Below are 15,770 nucleotides of genomic sequence, written 5' to 3'. Positions count from 1 at the left end.
ATAAACTGTGGGATATTACATATTTAAAATGAATTTTAGAAATAATTAGGGCTTTTTGATATTCAATTAGGTAAATCCCTAATATATAGAAAGTTTTAATAAACGTACAATTTAAGTAAGAAATGAAAAGTAATTACGACAAAGATGTTCATAGAATATATTTCTTATTTGTAATGATGTTGAGAGGATGTATAAAATGAAGAAATTTGGTATGAAATTTTTTAAACCAACTGAAAAATTCAATGGTAATTGGTCAGTGCTTGAAAGTAAAAGTAGAGAATGGGAAAAGATGTATCGCGAACGTTGGAGTCATGACAAAGTAGTGAGAACAACACATGGTGTTAACTGTACAGGGTCTTGTTCATGGAAAGTGTTTGTTAAAAATGGAGTGATTACTTGGGAAAATCAACAAATTGATTATCCAAGTTGTGGCGCAGATATGCCTGAATTTGAGCCGAGAGGTTGTCCGCGTGGTGCGTCATTTTCTTGGTATGAATACAGTCCCTTGAGAATTCGATATCCATATATTCGTGGTAAGTTATGGGAACTATGGATAGATGCATTAGAAAAACATGATGACAATACTGTTGCAGCATGGGCATCTATAGTAGAAGACGAAGAAAAAGCTAAGATATACAAACAGGCTCGAGGAAAGGGTGGGCTTGTAAGAACGAACTGGAAAGATGTTTCCAAACTAATTTCGGCTCAAATTATATATACGATTAAAAAATTTGGTCCCGATAGAATAGCAGGATTCACACCAATTCCTGCTATGTCTATGCTGAGTTATGCTTCTGGTGCCCGTTTCATTAGCTTATTGGGAGGAGAAATGCTCAGTTTCTATGATTGGTACGCAGATTTACCACCAGCATCTCCGCAGATTTGGGGAGAACAAACAGACGTACCAGAATCAAGTGATTGGTATAATGCTTCATACATTATGATGTGGGGATCTAACGTGCCATTAACTAGAACACCAGATGCTCATTTTATGACAGAAGTACGTTATAAAGGTACGAAAGTCATTTCTGTTGCGCCTGATTATGCAGAAAATGTAAAGTTTGCAGATCATTGGTTGGCACCACATCCTGGGACAGATGCAGCAGTTGCGCAAGCAATGACACATGTGATTTTGCAAGAATATTATGTGAATCAGCCTAACGCTTATTTTATCAACTATTCTAAACAATATACAGATATGCCATTCATCATTATGTTAGATGAGGATGCTAATGGTTTGAAAGCAGGTCGCTTTTTAAGAGCAGAAGATTTAGGGGTAGATACACCAAATGGTGACTGGAAACCTGTTATTTTCGATAAAATACAACAACATTTAACCGTCCCTAATGGGACAATGGGTCAACGCTGGGAAGAAGGTAAACAATGGAATCTTAAACTAGAAGATGAACAAGGATTTAAAGTTGATCCAGCGCTAAGCCTTGCAGAAGATGAATATGAAATCAAACAAATTCAATTTCCTTATTTCAATAATGAAGGGAATGGCGTTTTTGAAAGACCTATTGCTGCTAAGAAAATTGAATTAGCTAACGGTGAACAAAAATATGTTGCGACTGTGTATGATTTGATGACGAGTCAATATGGTATACGACGTTTTGAACATAAATTAGAAGCACAAGGATACAACGATGCGTCCTCGTATTATACACCTGCTTGGCAAGAAAAAGTGACAAGTGTGAATGCCAATGTGGTGGTACAAGTTGCCAGAGAATTTGCACAGAATGCTATCGATACACAAGGTAAATCAATGATTATTATGGGTGCAGGCATAAATCATTGGTTTAATTCAGATACGATATATCGCGCTATTTTGAATCTTGTATTACTCTGCGGATGCCAAGGTGTTAATGGTGGCGGTTGGGCGCACTACGTAGGTCAAGAGAAATGTAGACCAATTGAAGGATGGAATACCATAGCTTTTGCTAAAGATTGGCAAGGACCACCACGCTTACAAAATGGTACAAGCTGGTTTTATTTTGCTACGGATCAATGGAAATATGAAGAATCAAACGTAGATAGTATTAAGTCACCTTTAGCAGAAAATATCAAGCATCAACATCCTGCAGATTATAACGTATTAGCAGCCAAATTAGGTTGGCTACCATCTTATCCACAATTTGATAAAAATAGTTTGTTATTTGGAGAAGAAGCTAAAGATGATGGCGCATTTAATAACGATGAAATTTTAAAACGAGCAATAGCATCTGTAAAATCAAGAGAAACTAAATTTGCAATTGAAGACCCAGACGCTAAGGAAAATCATCCAAAAACTTTGTTTTTATGGCGCTCTAATTTAATTTCAAGCTCAGCAAAAGGGCAAGAATATTTTATGAAACATTTACTAGGTGCTAAATCTGGTTTGATGGCCGAAGCAAATGAAGATACAAAACCAGAAGAAATCAAATGGAGAGATGATACAGAAGGCAAACTAGATTTACTCGTATCATTGGATTTCAGAATGACTTCTACTCCGTTATATTCGGATATTATCTTGCCTGCAGCAACTTGGTATGAAAAACACGATTTATCTTCGACAGATATGCATCCTTTTGTACATCCGTTTAATCCAGCCATTGATCCTTTATGGGAGTCTCGTTCAGATTGGGATATCTTTAAAACATTAAGTAAAACCTTATCCGAAACTGCTAAAACACATTTAAACGGCCTCTATAAAGATATTGTAACCACACCGCTAGCACATGATACTTCACAAGAAATCTCTAATGTGAATGGTCAAGTGAAAGATTGGACTAAAAATGAAATAGAGGCAATTCCCGGAAAGACTATGCCAGGATTTGCTGTGGTTGATAGGGATTATACAAAAATCTACGACAAGTTTGTTACGGTAGGACCTTTATTAGAAAAAGCTAAGATAGGTGCACATGGTGTGAGCTATACTGTGGCAGAGCAATATGAAGAACTTAAAAGCATGGTAGGTACGTGGCATGATGAAGATGAACATTCAATTAGAAATGAGCTTCCTAGAATAGATACCGCTAGACGTGCTGCAGATGTCGTATTAAATTTATCTTCAGCTACAAATGGTAAATTATCACAAAAATCTTATGCAGATTTGGAACGACAAACAGGAATGAAACTTAAAGATATTTCTAGTGAACGTGCATCTGAAAAAATAACATTTTTAAATATTACCGCACAACCGAGGGAAGTTATTCCAACAGCAGTTTTTCCTGGTTCTAATAAAAATGGTCAAAGGTATTCTCCGTTTACTACGAATATAGAACGTTTAGTGCCTTTTAGAACACTAACTGGGAGACAAAGTTATTATATTGATCATGAAATTTTTCAGCAATTTGGTGAAAATCTACCAGTTTATAAGCCGACTTTACCGCCGATGGTTTTTGGTTCACGTGATAAGAAAGTGCAGTTAGACGAAAGTACGCTTGTCTTACGGTACTTAACGCCACACGGTAAATGGAATATTCACTCTACTTATCAAGATAATCAACATATGTTGACATTATTCAGAGGTGGTCCGACGGTATGGATTTCATCTGAGGATGCAGCAGCACATGATATTCAAGATAATGAATGGCTAGAAGTTTATAACCGTAATGGTGTAGTTACAGCTAGAGCTGTAGTATCACATCGTATGCCTAGGGGAACGATGTTTATGTATCATGCTCAGGATAAGCACATTGAGACACCTGGATCTCAACTGACAGACACACGTGGTGGTTCTCATAATGCACCTACACGCATTCATTTGAAACCAACACAACTTGTTGGAGGTTATGCTCAGATCAGTTATCACTTTAATTATTATGGACCAATAGGAAATCAAAGAGATGTTTATGTCGCAGTGAGAAAACTGAAGGAGGTTGACTGGCTTGAAGATTAAAGCACAAATTGCAATGGTATTGAATTTAGATAAATGTATAGGATGTCATACGTGTAGTGTGACTTGTAAAAGTACCTGGACAAACCGTCCAGGTGCAGAATATATGTGGTTTAATAATGTTGAAACAAAACCAGGCATTGGTTATCCAAAAAGATGGGAGGACCAAGAACATTACAAAGGTGGCTGGTTTTTAAACAAAAAAGGTAAATTAGAACTAAAGTCTGGTAGTAAATGGTCAAAAATTGCTCTTGGTAAAATTTTCTATAATCCAGATATGCCTGTAATTAAAGATTATTATGAACCATGGACGTATAATTATGAACACTTAACTCAGGCTAAAGCAGGAAATCATTTACCAGTAGCAATAGCACATTCCATTATTTCTGGTGATAAATTAGATTTAAAGTGGGGGCCAAATTGGGAAGATGATTTGGCAGGTGGTCATGTTACAGGGCCTGAAGACCCAAATATTCAACGTATTGAAGAGGACATTAAGTTTAAATTCGATCAAACTTTTATGATGTATTTACCAAGGTTATGTGAGCATTGTTTGAATCCAAGCTGTGTTGCTTCGTGTCCCTCTGGAGCGATGTATAAACGAGACGAAGATGGCATTGTGTTAGTTGACCAAGAAGCGTGCAGAGGTTGGAGATACTGCATGACAGGTTGTCCATACAAAAAAGTATATTTTAATTGGAAGACAAATAAAGCAGAGAAATGTACTTTTTGTTTCCCAAGAATTGAAGCGGGATTACCGACAGTATGTTCAGAAACATGTACTGGACGTATGAGATATTTGGGTGTTCTGTTATATGACGCGGATAGAGTTGAAGAAGCTGCTACAGCTGAAAACGAACAAGATTTATATGAAAAGCAGTTAGATTTATTTTTAAATCCATATGATGAAAGTGTCATTGAACAAGCACAAAAAGATGGTGTTTCTATGGAATGGATAGAAGCAGCTCAAAATTCACCTATATATAAATTAGCCATTGAATATAAACTTGCATTTCCGTTACATCCAGAATATCGTACAATGCCTATGGTATGGTATTGCCCACCTCTGAGTCCAATCATGAGTTATTTCGAAGGTAAAACCGCTATAGATGCTAATAGAAATCCAGATATGATATTCCCTGCAATAGAAGAAATGCGTTTGCCAATACAGTATTTAGCTAGCTTATTTACTGCTGGAAAGACAGAACCGGTCAAAGCAGCATTGCAAAAAATGGCTATGATGCGAAGTTATATGAGGGCTCAGGTGACAAATAAACCTTTTGATGAAGATAAATTAGCGAGATTGGGTCTGACTGAACGTCAAACAAAAGATATGTATCGTTTATTAGCAATTGCAAAACATGAAGACAGATTTGTTATTCCAACTTCGCATAAGGAAGCGTATATGGATACGTATCGTGCACAAGGTAGTCAAGGCTACGGTGGAGAGTATTTTGGTGCAAATTGTGAAGGATGTGGAGTTCCAGTAGGAACGACTTCTGAAAAGTCAGGGCAAGCAATATACAATGATAATTTCTATGGAGGGATATTCCGTGATTAACATAGAACAGTTTAAATCATTTCAAGAAACACTGGGATATTTTGCGCAACAATTGGAATTCCCAAAAAAGATGACTTTGCATCCTAATACTTTTGAAAGCATCATTCATAATCAACACCCAGCTTATAAGGATCTTATGACATATCGTCAGCAGGTACATGAGTATACATTTTTAGAATTTCAACAATTATATTCTAATACATTTGATTTTAATAAAAATGCCCCCTTGTATATGACTTATAACAAATTTGATACACAAAAAGAACGAGGACAATTATTAGCGAAATTGAAAGTTTTATATGAAATGTTTGGACTTAAAATGGCAGACAATGAACTATCTGATTTTTTACCATTGATGCTAGAGTTTTTATATGTTGCACAATGGCAAAATGATCCAAGAGCAAAAGGAAACATTGAATTTGTCATCATGATTATTGAAGACGGTACTTATGCTATGGCAAATCATTTAGCAGAACGAAATAGTCCTTATTATTATTTAATTAAAGCGTTAAGAGAAACATTAAAAGTATGTATTGAGCCAACAAATGAGGTGAAAGCGAATGTTTAACCAATTTTTATGGGTCATATTCCCTTATTTATGTGTTGTTATATTTTTCCTAGGACATATTGCGAGATTTAAATTTGATAAATTTTCATGGACTGCAAAATCAAGTGAATTCATAGAGAAAAAAAGATTACAATGGGGAAGTTTAATGTTTCACCTGGGAATTATTCCAGTAGCAATGGGACATTTTGTTGGTTTAGTCATACCTGCTTTTTGGTTACGAACGTTTGGTGTTAATGACCACTTATATCACATTGGTGCTGTGTATATTGGTAGCATATTTGGTATAATAACATTGATAGGTATGCTGTTGTTAACCACACGACGCATTACACAGAAAAACATTAGAAAACTAAGCTCAGCCTCAGATATTATTGTTAATTTTTTATTGTTAATCATTGTTTGCATGGGGTGTTATGCGACTTTAGTGACCAATGCAGTAACACCAGATTTTGATTATCGGACATCAATATCTATTTGGTTTAGAGATTTATTTGTCTTTTCACCTGATGCAACATTAATGGCTAATGTACCTATAACATTTAAAATTCACGTGTTGTTAGGCTTTACCATTATGGCATTGTGGCCATTTACGCGACTGGTTCACGTGTGGAGCGTACCGTTAACATATGTGAGTAGAAGTTATATCATTTATCGTAAACATAAGGTGTGAAAGGAGGTCATGCATTGGGTTCATTGCCTTTAAATAAAAAAATTGATTATCAAGCAGCTTTAAATTTAATACGTACAAGAGAAGGTTTTGACTTTGCAGGTTTAGCATTTTATGAGCAAGAAAATCAAGTATCACCGATTAAATGGCATTATGTTTCTGGCAATTTAAATAATAGATATAAGTTAATAGTCTTAAGAAAAGGTAAAGGACTCGCGGGCAATGTTATGAAAACAGGTAAACGCATGATCATTGAAGATGTAAATCAAATTTTATTACCCTCAGAAAAACATAAATATCCTATTGTTTTAACTGAATTACTAACTGCCATGGTGGCTATACCTTTGTGGTATAACAGACAAGTTTACGGTGTTTTGTTATTAGGTCAGAGAGATGGAAATCCATTACCTTTAGCACATGGTGACATTTCGATAGCTGATGTTTTAGGAATTTTTAAAGAAGAAGATTAGGTGATGATCGTGCAAGTAAATCAAATGGAAGATATGACTGAATTATTATTGCAGTATTTCAATAATACAAGAGAAAAAATAGTGTTTGTTGATAATAAGGGGAAAGTTATTGCTAAGAATCAAGCTGCAAAAGATATCATTTCCAATGATGAGGACTATCGAGATATGACTAATGTGATTTGTAATCGATGTGATGGATATACTAATGAGTTTGATTTACAATCTTGCAAAAATTGTTTTCTTGAAGCAGAAGAAGTTGGTAATACAAGCTTTCAAGTATTTATGAAAACCAATAGAGGTACGATTGAACCATTTACTGCAACGTATCAAACGATTGATCCGGTAAATGATATCAAAGTATTTACATTGCAAAATGTATCTCCACAAATTGAACGTCATGATAAGATGTATCAACGTAAAATGATGCAAAAAACAATTTCTGCTCAAGAAAATGAAAGGAAACGTATTTCAAGAGAGCTACATGATAGCGTTGTTCAAGAAATGCTGAATATTGATGTTGAGTTAAGGTTGTTAAAGTATCAGCAAGAAATACAAGATTTAGTTGCTGATTCGAAACATATAGAAGGACTTATGTCCAAACTCATTGATGATATACGTAACCTTTCTGTTGAATTGAGGCCTTCATCTTTGGATGATTTAGGATTAGATGCAGCGTTCAAAACATATTTCAAACAAGTTGAATCTAATTACGGCATGGAGATTATTTATCATTCAAGTCTAGATGCACAACGGTTTGACAATGAAATAGAAACGGTTGTTTATCGAGTAGTACAAGAAGCATTATTTAATGCAATTAAGTATGCCAATGTGGACAAAGTTGAAATTGACTTACATTATAATCGTAATAGGTTAATAGCTGAAGTCGTTGATAGAGGTACAGGATTTATTAAAACTGATCAGCCACAAGGTACTGGATTAGGTATTTATGGTATGTATGAACGCGCAGAATTAGTAAATGCTGAAGTAAATGTCGATAGTCAAATTGGAAGAGGTACGATAGTGACTTTAGAAGTTCCAATTTAAGGGAGTAAGGAGAATAAATTTTGAGAATAGTTATTGCGGATGATCATGCTGTTGTCAGAACAGGATTTTCTATGATTCTAAATTACCAAGATGATATGGAAGTTGTCGGTACAGCTGCTGATGGCTTAGAAGCTTATCAAAAAGTAATGGAACATAAACCTGATGTATTAATTATGGATTTGAGTATGCCTCCAGGAGAGTCAGGACTGATTGCTACTAGTAAAATAGCAGAAAGTTTTCCTGAAACAAAAATCTTAATATTAACAATGTACGATGACGAAGAGTACTTATTTCATGTATTAAAAAATGGCGCAAAAGGTTATATCTTGAAAAACGCGCCAGATGAACAACTCATTTTAGCAATAAGAACTGTATATCAGGGTGAAACATATGTAGATATGAAATTAACGACTTCTTTAGTGAATGAATTTATTAGCAATAGTTCCAAAGACGAAACGGCTACATCAGACCCTTTTAAAATTTTATCTAAAAGAGAAATAGAAATATTGCCTTTAATTGCAAAAGGTTATGGTAATAAAGAGATAGCAGAAAAATTATTTGTATCTGTAAAAACAGTAGAAGCACATAAAACACATATTATGCAAAAATTAGACTTAAAATCAAAACCGGAATTAGTAGAATATGCGATGAAGAAAAAACTTGTGGACTTTTAATCGAGTTACTTCTGACAACAAATAATATGGTAATGTCATAATTTATTAATAAGTCTATGCAAATTTTTACGATATAATGTATTGTTAAATAACAGATAACTGAGGATAAGATATAAATTTCATGCTCAAGATAAAGGACTAATCCATATGCAAATGGATTAGTCCTTTTTATATTAAAATGTAGTGAATTTGAGCGTGTATACTTGTTTGGGATATGAGTTACATTGTCTGAGCTTGTAGCCCATCTATCATATTATTCCCAAGGCATCCACACGTTATTAAATCGTTGCAAATCATGTGTTCAGTATAAAAGAAAAATTGATATAGAACAGTATTTTAATGATGAAGTAAAAGTTACTTTGCTCCTCATTTGCATACCATCTTAGGCATGAACCAAAATAATTGAAAATTCATTTCCGCTTTAAGCTCCTCACATAGTCTCTATATTTTACACAAATTAAAATTTAAATTGAATTTATTATTGAAAAAAGAATAGGGGAAATTTTAGAGAACTTAAGGGATAATCCTTATGTTTATTATTTCACAAAGATTTTACAATAACTATATAGCCAGTATTCTACAAATATTAATATTCCGAAAATTCGTATATTACACCGGTTTTACCTTTCATAATTTAGTCCTTAATACTTCATAATAAATAATATTATTGTAGGCGCTTGTAGAATACTAGGCTTAATTATAAAAATTTAAATGTAGGTGAATGTAATGAACATAGCTAGAGGTGGATTTCAATTAACTTTACAATCTTTAAGTTTAGTTGTGGGTTTTATGGCGTGGAGCATTATTGCACCGCTAATCCCTTTTATATCTCAAGATATTAATATAACAGGAAATCAGCTTTCAATTATATTAGCCATACCTGTAATATTAGGTTCTGTTTTAAGAGTGCCTTTTGGCTATTTAACGAACATAATAGGCGCTAAATGGGTGTTTTTCTGTAGTTTTATCATTTTATTATTTCCAATTTATTTTTTGAGTCAGGCTCAAGGGACAGGGATGCTCATGGCATCAGGATTCTTTTTAGGCGTTGGAGGCGCGGTGTTTTCTGTTGGTGTAACATCAATCCCTAAATATTTTCCTAAAGAACGCGTTGGTTTAGCAAATGGTATTTATGGGATGGGTAATATCGGAACTGCAATTTCTTCTTTTTTAGCGCCCCCAATCGCATCAATTATTGGATGGCAAACGACGGTCAGAAGTTATTTAGTAGTGATTGCTTTATTTGCTATTTTTATGTTCTTTTTTGGTGATCCGAAAGAGAAAAAAGTAAAAGTGCCTTTAGTTGAACAATCTAAGCGTTTATTTAAAGATTTGAAATTATATTATTTATCACTTTGGTATTTCATTACTTTTGGTGCATTTGTAGCATTTGGTTTGTTTTTGCCGAATTATTTAGTGCAACAGTTTGGTATTAGTGAAGTAGATGCAGGTATACGTTCAGGTGTATTCATTGCACTTGCAACATTTTTGAGACCTTTAGGTGGTATATTAGGCGATAAATTTAATGCGGTGATGTTATTAATGATAGATTTTACATTGATGATTGTTGGCGCAATTATTTTAGGATCTTCAAATCATATTTTACTATTTACGATAGGTTGTTTATTAATTAGTGTTTGCGCTGGTTTGGGGAATGGACTTATTTTTAAACTTGTGCCTTTCTATTTTAGTAAAGAGGCAGGGACTGCAAATGGTATTGTTTCTATGATGGGCGGATTGGGTGGATTCTTTCCACCGATTGTTATTTCATATGTCACAATGCTATCAGGTAGCAGTCACTTAGCATTTTTATTATTAGCGTTATTTGGAATCATAGCATTAGTAACAATGGGGCAAATGTTAAAAAAAGTAAGTTAAAACTATAAATTTCACAAAAAAGCAACACTTCATTTTTTGAAGTGTTGCTTCAGACTGTCGACAAAATCTCCGACTTTGTTGGCAGTTTTTTTATGCACGCTTTCCGCGGGCACTGCCTTAGCCTGTAGTCTTCGGCTAGTGCTATTCCCGCAGGATTCGGCATAAATCACTGCCAATATTATAATATATGTAAATTAAGCAGTGATGGTGTTTATTATGTTGAATAAATCAATTGATAAAAGAGATCGATATGAAATGATTTCTATCTCTGATTTAGTCCTTAATAGTCATTTATTGCGTAAAGTCGATGCGATATTAGATTTAAATTTTGTATATGAACTTGTCGAAGACAAATATTTGAAAAAACTATATAAATAAAAAAGTAGATAAACCCTTCGCAAATTAATGCGAAAGGTTTATCTACTTTCTGAAGCAACATTTCAAAAATGAAGTGTTGTTTTTCAAATTGATTGTTAATCAATTTGAATGTTAGAAGAGGAAGACTCTTTTTTCTCTTTTTTAGGCAAAGTGACATTTAACATGCCATTTTCATAAGCTGCTTTAATGCCGTTTTCATCGACATTATCAAATTGATATTGACGTTTTACATCACTAAAGCTACGTTCTTGATGGATAATGCGTCCATTTTCATCTTCTTTATTATTTTCAAATGATTGTTTACCTTCTATTGTTAAAATATTATCTTCAAACTGCAGATTAATATTTTCTTTTTCCATACCTGGTAACTCTGCTTCCACAATGTAAGCATCTTCTAATTCTTTAACATCTGTTTTAATACTATTAGCACCTGGAAATTGATCAAAAAATTGACGTCCGAAATCTTTAAATAAATTACTAGGATTTACATCGAAAAATGAATTATCGAATGGTTTCATATTGAATGCCATAAAGCATCTCTCCTTATATTATGATTTGTTTTGTTACGATTTAATCAATATTAATTTGTTTTTTTGTATGATGAATAGGTAAAGTAACATTTAATATACCATGGTTCAGCGTAGCTTTAATATTTGATTCGTCTACGTTTTTGAATATAAATTGTCTATTTTGATTGTTAGAATTGCGCTCTTTAATCAAGTAATTATCTTGGTTTTGAGTTATTGTAGAAGTATTTTTAACACTGATCGTCAATGTCTTTTCATCAAATTGAATGTCTATATCGTCTTTACTGTAACCTGGTAGTTCAGCAATGACTTGATATGCATCACTTGATTCATATACATCTACTTTAAAATCATGATGCTCAGTTAATAAATTTTCTAGTATATCTGTAGAAAGATTTTGTGTATTTTGCATCATTTTTCACCTCTCCTTTAACCTTATATTTATATTATAATATATTAGTCAAAGAAAGTCAAAGTCAAACTATAGTATTTAACACTTTATGTGTATAGTTCTACCAAAAGCTGATGATAAAAGGGTAATTATTACTTTTATCATCATTACTTTAAATAAAATAAAAAAATAGAGGCAAGTTTAAGTTTAAATTAGCATAAATAAATTACACACTTTAAACGTAGCTTTACCTCTTAATATATTAAATTTCTTTAGTGAAATGTTTATTTACAAAATTTTGTAGTGTTTCTTTTAAGTGAATGGCTTCATCGATATCCATATCAAATTCACTAAAAACTTTTTTGGACACATGGGATAATGAATCCTGAACTTTTGCACCTTGTTCTGTAAGCGCAATTTGTAAATTACGTTCATCATCAATTTCACGTGTTCTACTAACATAACCTTTTTTTTCTAATTTTTTAAGTAAAGGTGTTAGTGTCCCGGAATCAAGATAAACACGTTGTCCAAGTGTTTTAATGTTTATCTTTTCATTTTTTTTAATGGCGAGCATAACGATATAACCAGTGTATGTTAGGTCATGCTCTTTTAAATATGAAGTATATTTTTTTATAATTTCTTTTGAAGAAACGTAAAATAGAAAGCACAGTTGTTCTTCTAAGTAACTTACTTTGTCCTCCATTTAATCACCCCTTTTGAAATTTAACCTTATTATGAACAAAGTACATTGTCAAGGAACTGTTGTGTCCATATTCATAATATTTTTATAATATATATCATTGTGAATAAGTGGAAATTTAAGAACATTTTGTTACAAAAGGTATTAATACTTTATAATTTATTTGTTATCGTTCATAATACTAATATTATGAATTTTAATAAGTAGTCTAGAAATTTAAGAGTATGAGGATTAACAATAGAGTATTTATTATGATTGTTTTTACTTAAAAGGAGATAAATAATGAAGACGTTTTTGAAAATACTGGGACTATTAATCATTTCGTTAATTTTGGCCGTAGCTTTTTTCTTTGGTTTAAGAACATATCAAGGTCACAAAAATTTAGAATTAGTTGATAATTACATGGATGAAAACCATTTAACTGAGAAAATTAAAACAGAGAAAACATTATATAGTGCTAAAAAAGGGTTATATTATAAAGAAATTAAGTTTAAAGATGATTCGGAACATACTTATGTTGTGCAACCAATTAGTACATATAAAGGTATATTAGTGCAAGGTTTTGATCCAGAAACTAAGAAAAATGTAAAAGATGCAAAATATAATGCTTTTAAAGAGAAATATAAACCTAAAGATTAAATAACTCATTATTTAGTGATGTTATCATTTTATAAACTAAAGCAAATCAATATCATGTTGGCTGATTCCGTATATACATATGGCATCAGCCATTTTTGTATTAAATATATTTTAATGTATGTGTTTTAACATATGCTTTACTATATTAAAACTCAAAAACAATAGCATAGTGTCTTACTTATTATCACATGTGAATTAATGACAGTATAATATAATAATTCATACACAATTGAAGTAAAATGAATATAAAAATTAATAGCGATTGTTGATGTTACTCAAATATAAAATTAGTTAAAAGAGTAGTGATTTTATATCCTATTACAACATTATATCAGGCTTGTAGTAAGGTTTAATAACGCCATATCATAGTCTTTAACTGCAATTTTGTGTATTTGTCAAAATAATTATGTTACTTATATATATATAAAATGAGTAAAAATAAAAATTAAGTGTAATAACAACTATTTTTGCTGAAAAAATTTATATCTATATAAAAATTATTTTGATATAATTAAGCAATGTCAGAAGAAGGGGAGAAACATCATGGCAATTATAAGAAGAATCAGTTTACCAATGCAAGTTATTATCGCGTTGGTATTAGGTGTTATCGTAGGTCTATTACTTTATGGACACGACGAAATTGCAAATTACATTAAGCCTTTTGGCGATGTCTTCTTGAATTTAATAAAAATGATTGTAATTCCAGTTGTTTTTTGTTCACTAGCATTATCTATATCAAATGTAGGTGAATCTAAAACAGTGGGGCGTTACGGTTTTAAAACAATTTTATATTTTGAAATTATAACAACAATAGCTATAGGACTAGGCATACTTTTTGCAAATATATTTAAACCAGGGAAAGGTTTAGATCCAGATAAATTACCCAAAGGTGATATTTCAACATATGAATCATCAGCAAAAGCTGCTGAATCATCTACATATGGAAATCACTTTATCGATACAATTGTAAACATAGTGCCTCAAAATCTTTTTGAGGCATTGACTTCAGGTGAATTACTACCAATCATATTCTTTGCAGTATTCTTTGGTGTTGCTTTATCAGCAATTGGCAAAAAAGCAGAACCTGTGAAAGCTGTTTTAAGTGGTTCATTAGAAGCTGTATTTTGGATGATTAATAAAATATTGAAATTAGCACCTATTGGTGTATTCGCATTTATTTGTACGACAATTATGACTTTTGGTGCTTCAGCATTAATACCGTTATTAAAATTACTATTAGTAGTTATCGGCGCAATGATATTCTTTATTATCGTGGTATTAGGTATTGTAGCAAGATTATGTGGAATTAGTATTTTTTCTATTATTAAAATATTGAAAAATGAACTCGTATTAGCATTTTCAACGTCAAGTTCAGAATCCGTGCTACCAATAATAATGAAAAAAATGGAAAACTTTGGTTCTCCAAAGGACATTACATCATTTGTAGTACCTATTGGATATACATTTAACCTCGATGGATCTGCATTATATCAATCAATAGCTGCTTTATTCGTTGCACAGATGTATGGCATCGATATGTCAATTGGGCAACAAATTATGTTAATGGTTACTTTAATGGTTGCTTCAAAAGGTATGGCAGGTGTACCAGGGGTATCAATTGTAGTACTTATTACAACATTGACAACAATGGGATTACCGGCTGAAGGTTTAGCACTGATTATCGGTGTGGATAGACTATTAGACATGGTACGAACTTGTGTGAATGTATTAGGTAACGCATTATCTACCATTGTTATCGCAAAATGGGAAAATGCGTATGACAAAGAGAAAGGTCAAGCATACCTGAAATCTATATAAACTAAATTGAAATTCTGACATTTTTGCACTGAATAGAAAATAAATCTATTCAGTGCTTTTTTATAAATAATGTTAGATTAGGGTAATAATATAAGACGAAAAAAAGCCCCACAAGCATTTCCTATAAAAGCTTGTGGGACTGAATTTTTATTCGAAGTTACTTATTTTACATACCTTTCATGTCCATATCATGAATCTTCATCATTAGACCATGAGGAATGTCATCGTGATCAACGACTTCCATTTTACTATAAGTGTCTTCACCTTCAGATTTAATTAGTTTTACAAAATCACCCTTTTTAGGGTTGAAACCTGATTTAGAAGGTATTTTGACATTTTCTTCTACTTTATGGTCTTTTTCACTGACTACTTTTTCAGCAGTTGTACTATTCTTCATGTAGCCGAAGTATGTCTCTTTTTGGCCGCCTGAAACCATCATAATAACTAAGATAATAGCTACGATAACCATTACGGCACTAATAACAATTGCAAACATTTTATTTTTCAAAATTAGATTCTCCTTTATATACCCTTTTATTCAGTTATATCTGAAATTTTAGCATAATGCAATTGAAGTA

The 15,770-nt window shown here is 32.5% G+C and carries 15 protein-coding genes; 11 read left to right on the top strand and 4 right to left on the bottom strand.

All coding sequences use genetic code 11. From position 1 onward, the window contains the following. The first annotated feature begins 196 nt into the window (after nucleotides 1-196). The 9 genes from KA867_RS02815 to KA867_RS02775 all read left to right on the top strand — a co-directional run bounded on the left by KA867_RS02815 (nucleotide 197) and on the right by KA867_RS02775 (nucleotide 11,117). The gene (locus KA867_RS02815; protein ID WP_210137002.1) at nucleotides 197-3,880 is read left to right on the top strand and encodes a nitrate reductase subunit alpha; all 3,684 of its coding nucleotides are present in this window, start codon (nucleotides 197-199) and stop codon (nucleotides 3,878-3,880) included. After that, nucleotides 3,870-5,438 (top strand): nitrate reductase subunit beta, encoded by a 1,569-nt coding sequence (gene narH, locus KA867_RS02810; protein WP_210137001.1) that lies wholly within the window; start codon nucleotides 3,870-3,872, stop codon nucleotides 5,436-5,438. The genes KA867_RS02815 and narH overlap by 11 nt, the downstream gene beginning before the upstream one ends. Next, nucleotides 5,431-6,006 (top strand): nitrate reductase molybdenum cofactor assembly chaperone, encoded by a 576-nt coding sequence (narJ, locus tag KA867_RS02805; RefSeq protein ID WP_107505065.1) that lies wholly within the window; start codon nucleotides 5,431-5,433, stop codon nucleotides 6,004-6,006. The genes narH and narJ overlap by 8 nt, the downstream gene beginning before the upstream one ends. Then, nucleotides 5,999-6,676, top strand: a complete 678-nt coding sequence (gene narI, locus KA867_RS02800; protein WP_210137000.1) for a respiratory nitrate reductase subunit gamma — start codon at nucleotides 5,999-6,001, stop codon at nucleotides 6,674-6,676. Before narJ ends, narI begins: the two co-directional genes overlap by 8 nt. Nucleotides 6,677-6,690: 14 nt before the next feature. Next, nucleotides 6,691-7,143 (top strand): nitrate respiration regulation accessory nitrate sensor NreA, encoded by a 453-nt coding sequence (gene nreA, locus KA867_RS02795; protein WP_107384345.1) that lies wholly within the window; start codon nucleotides 6,691-6,693, stop codon nucleotides 7,141-7,143. Between the two features lie 3 nt (nucleotides 7,144-7,146). After that, nucleotides 7,147-8,187 (top strand): sensor histidine kinase, encoded by a 1,041-nt coding sequence (locus KA867_RS02790; RefSeq protein WP_182467365.1) that lies wholly within the window; start codon nucleotides 7,147-7,149, stop codon nucleotides 8,185-8,187. Between the two features lie 20 nt (nucleotides 8,188-8,207). After that, on the top strand, nucleotides 8,208-8,861 hold the full coding sequence (nreC, locus tag KA867_RS02785) for a nitrate respiration regulation response regulator NreC (protein WP_107384344.1): 654 nt from the start codon (nucleotides 8,208-8,210) through the stop codon (nucleotides 8,859-8,861). Between the two features lie 726 nt (nucleotides 8,862-9,587). Beyond that, the gene (locus KA867_RS02780; protein WP_210136999.1) at nucleotides 9,588-10,739 is read left to right on the top strand and encodes a nitrate/nitrite transporter; all 1,152 of its coding nucleotides are present in this window, start codon (nucleotides 9,588-9,590) and stop codon (nucleotides 10,737-10,739) included. 216 nt (nucleotides 10,740-10,955) lie between these two features. Beyond that, a complete protein-coding gene (locus KA867_RS02775; RefSeq protein ID WP_182474469.1) occupies nucleotides 10,956-11,117 on the top strand; it encodes a hypothetical protein in 162 nt (53 codons plus the stop codon). Nucleotides 11,118-11,212: 95 nt separating this feature from the next. On the opposite strand, the gene KA867_RS02770 is transcribed toward KA867_RS02775, so the two are convergent. The 3 genes from KA867_RS02770 to KA867_RS02760 form a co-directional block, all read right to left on the bottom strand. Next, on the bottom strand, nucleotides 11,213-11,647 hold the full coding sequence (locus KA867_RS02770) for an Hsp20/alpha crystallin family protein (protein WP_107505423.1): 435 nt from the start codon (nucleotides 11,645-11,647) through the stop codon (nucleotides 11,213-11,215). A 40-nt stretch (nucleotides 11,648-11,687) separates the two neighbouring features. Next, on the bottom strand, nucleotides 11,688-12,059 hold the full coding sequence (locus KA867_RS02765) for an Hsp20 family protein (RefSeq protein WP_119535766.1): 372 nt from the start codon (nucleotides 12,057-12,059) through the stop codon (nucleotides 11,688-11,690). 238 nt (nucleotides 12,060-12,297) lie between these two features. Further along, nucleotides 12,298-12,738 (bottom strand): MarR family winged helix-turn-helix transcriptional regulator, encoded by a 441-nt coding sequence (locus tag KA867_RS02760; RefSeq protein WP_107385347.1) that lies wholly within the window; start codon nucleotides 12,736-12,738, stop codon nucleotides 12,298-12,300. Between the two features lie 279 nt (nucleotides 12,739-13,017). Here KA867_RS02760 and KA867_RS02755 point away from each other — a divergent pair, with 279 nt between their 5' ends. Beyond that, nucleotides 13,018-13,374 carry a DUF3139 domain-containing protein gene (locus KA867_RS02755; protein WP_210136998.1) on the top strand — a complete coding sequence of 119 codons (357 nt, stop codon included), beginning with the start codon at nucleotides 13,018-13,020 and terminating at the stop codon, nucleotides 13,372-13,374. A gap of 543 nt (nucleotides 13,375-13,917) precedes the next feature. Beyond that, a complete protein-coding gene (locus KA867_RS02750) occupies nucleotides 13,918-15,192 on the top strand; it encodes a cation:dicarboxylate symporter family transporter (RefSeq protein WP_019468836.1) in 1,275 nt (424 codons plus the stop codon). Nucleotides 15,193-15,358: 166 nt separating this feature from the next. On the opposite strand, the gene KA867_RS02745 is transcribed toward KA867_RS02750, so the two are convergent. After that, nucleotides 15,359-15,700: a DUF4889 domain-containing protein gene (locus tag KA867_RS02745; RefSeq protein WP_107384834.1), complete on the bottom strand. Its 342-nt coding sequence runs from the start codon at nucleotides 15,698-15,700 to the stop codon at nucleotides 15,359-15,361. Nucleotides 15,701-15,770 lie beyond the last annotated feature (70 nt).

The organism is Staphylococcus sp. GDH8C109P (assembly GCF_017893405.1).
GTDB classification, from domain to species: domain Bacteria; phylum Bacillota; class Bacilli; order Staphylococcales; family Staphylococcaceae; genus Staphylococcus; species Staphylococcus cohnii.
This window is presented reverse-complemented; position numbering and strand designations above follow the sequence as displayed.

Excerpts from the sequence above, each read along its gene's own strand:
- KA867_RS02815 (WP_210137002.1), top strand. The coding sequence starts at position 197 with ATGAAGAAATTTGGTATGAAATTTTTTAAACCAACTGAAAAATTCAAT.
- narI (WP_210137000.1), top strand. The coding sequence starts at position 5,999 with ATGTTTAACCAATTTTTATGGGTCATATTCCCTTATTTATGTGTTGTT.
- KA867_RS02790 (WP_182467365.1), top strand. The coding sequence starts at position 7,147 with ATGATCGTGCAAGTAAATCAAATGGAAGATATGACTGAATTATTATTG.
- KA867_RS02780 (WP_210136999.1), top strand. The coding sequence starts at position 9,588 with ATGAACATAGCTAGAGGTGGATTTCAATTAACTTTACAATCTTTAAGT.
- KA867_RS02775 (WP_182474469.1), top strand. The coding sequence starts at position 10,956 with ATGTTGAATAAATCAATTGATAAAAGAGATCGATATGAAATGATTTCT.
- KA867_RS02770 (WP_107505423.1), bottom strand. The coding sequence starts at position 11,647 with ATGGCATTCAATATGAAACCATTCGATAATTCATTTTTCGATGTAAAT.
- KA867_RS02765 (WP_119535766.1), bottom strand. The coding sequence starts at position 12,059 with ATGATGCAAAATACACAAAATCTTTCTACAGATATACTAGAAAATTTA.
- KA867_RS02760 (WP_107385347.1), bottom strand. The coding sequence starts at position 12,738 with ATGGAGGACAAAGTAAGTTACTTAGAAGAACAACTGTGCTTTCTATTT.
- KA867_RS02755 (WP_210136998.1), top strand. The coding sequence starts at position 13,018 with ATGAAGACGTTTTTGAAAATACTGGGACTATTAATCATTTCGTTAATT.
- KA867_RS02750 (WP_019468836.1), top strand. The coding sequence starts at position 13,918 with ATGGCAATTATAAGAAGAATCAGTTTACCAATGCAAGTTATTATCGCG.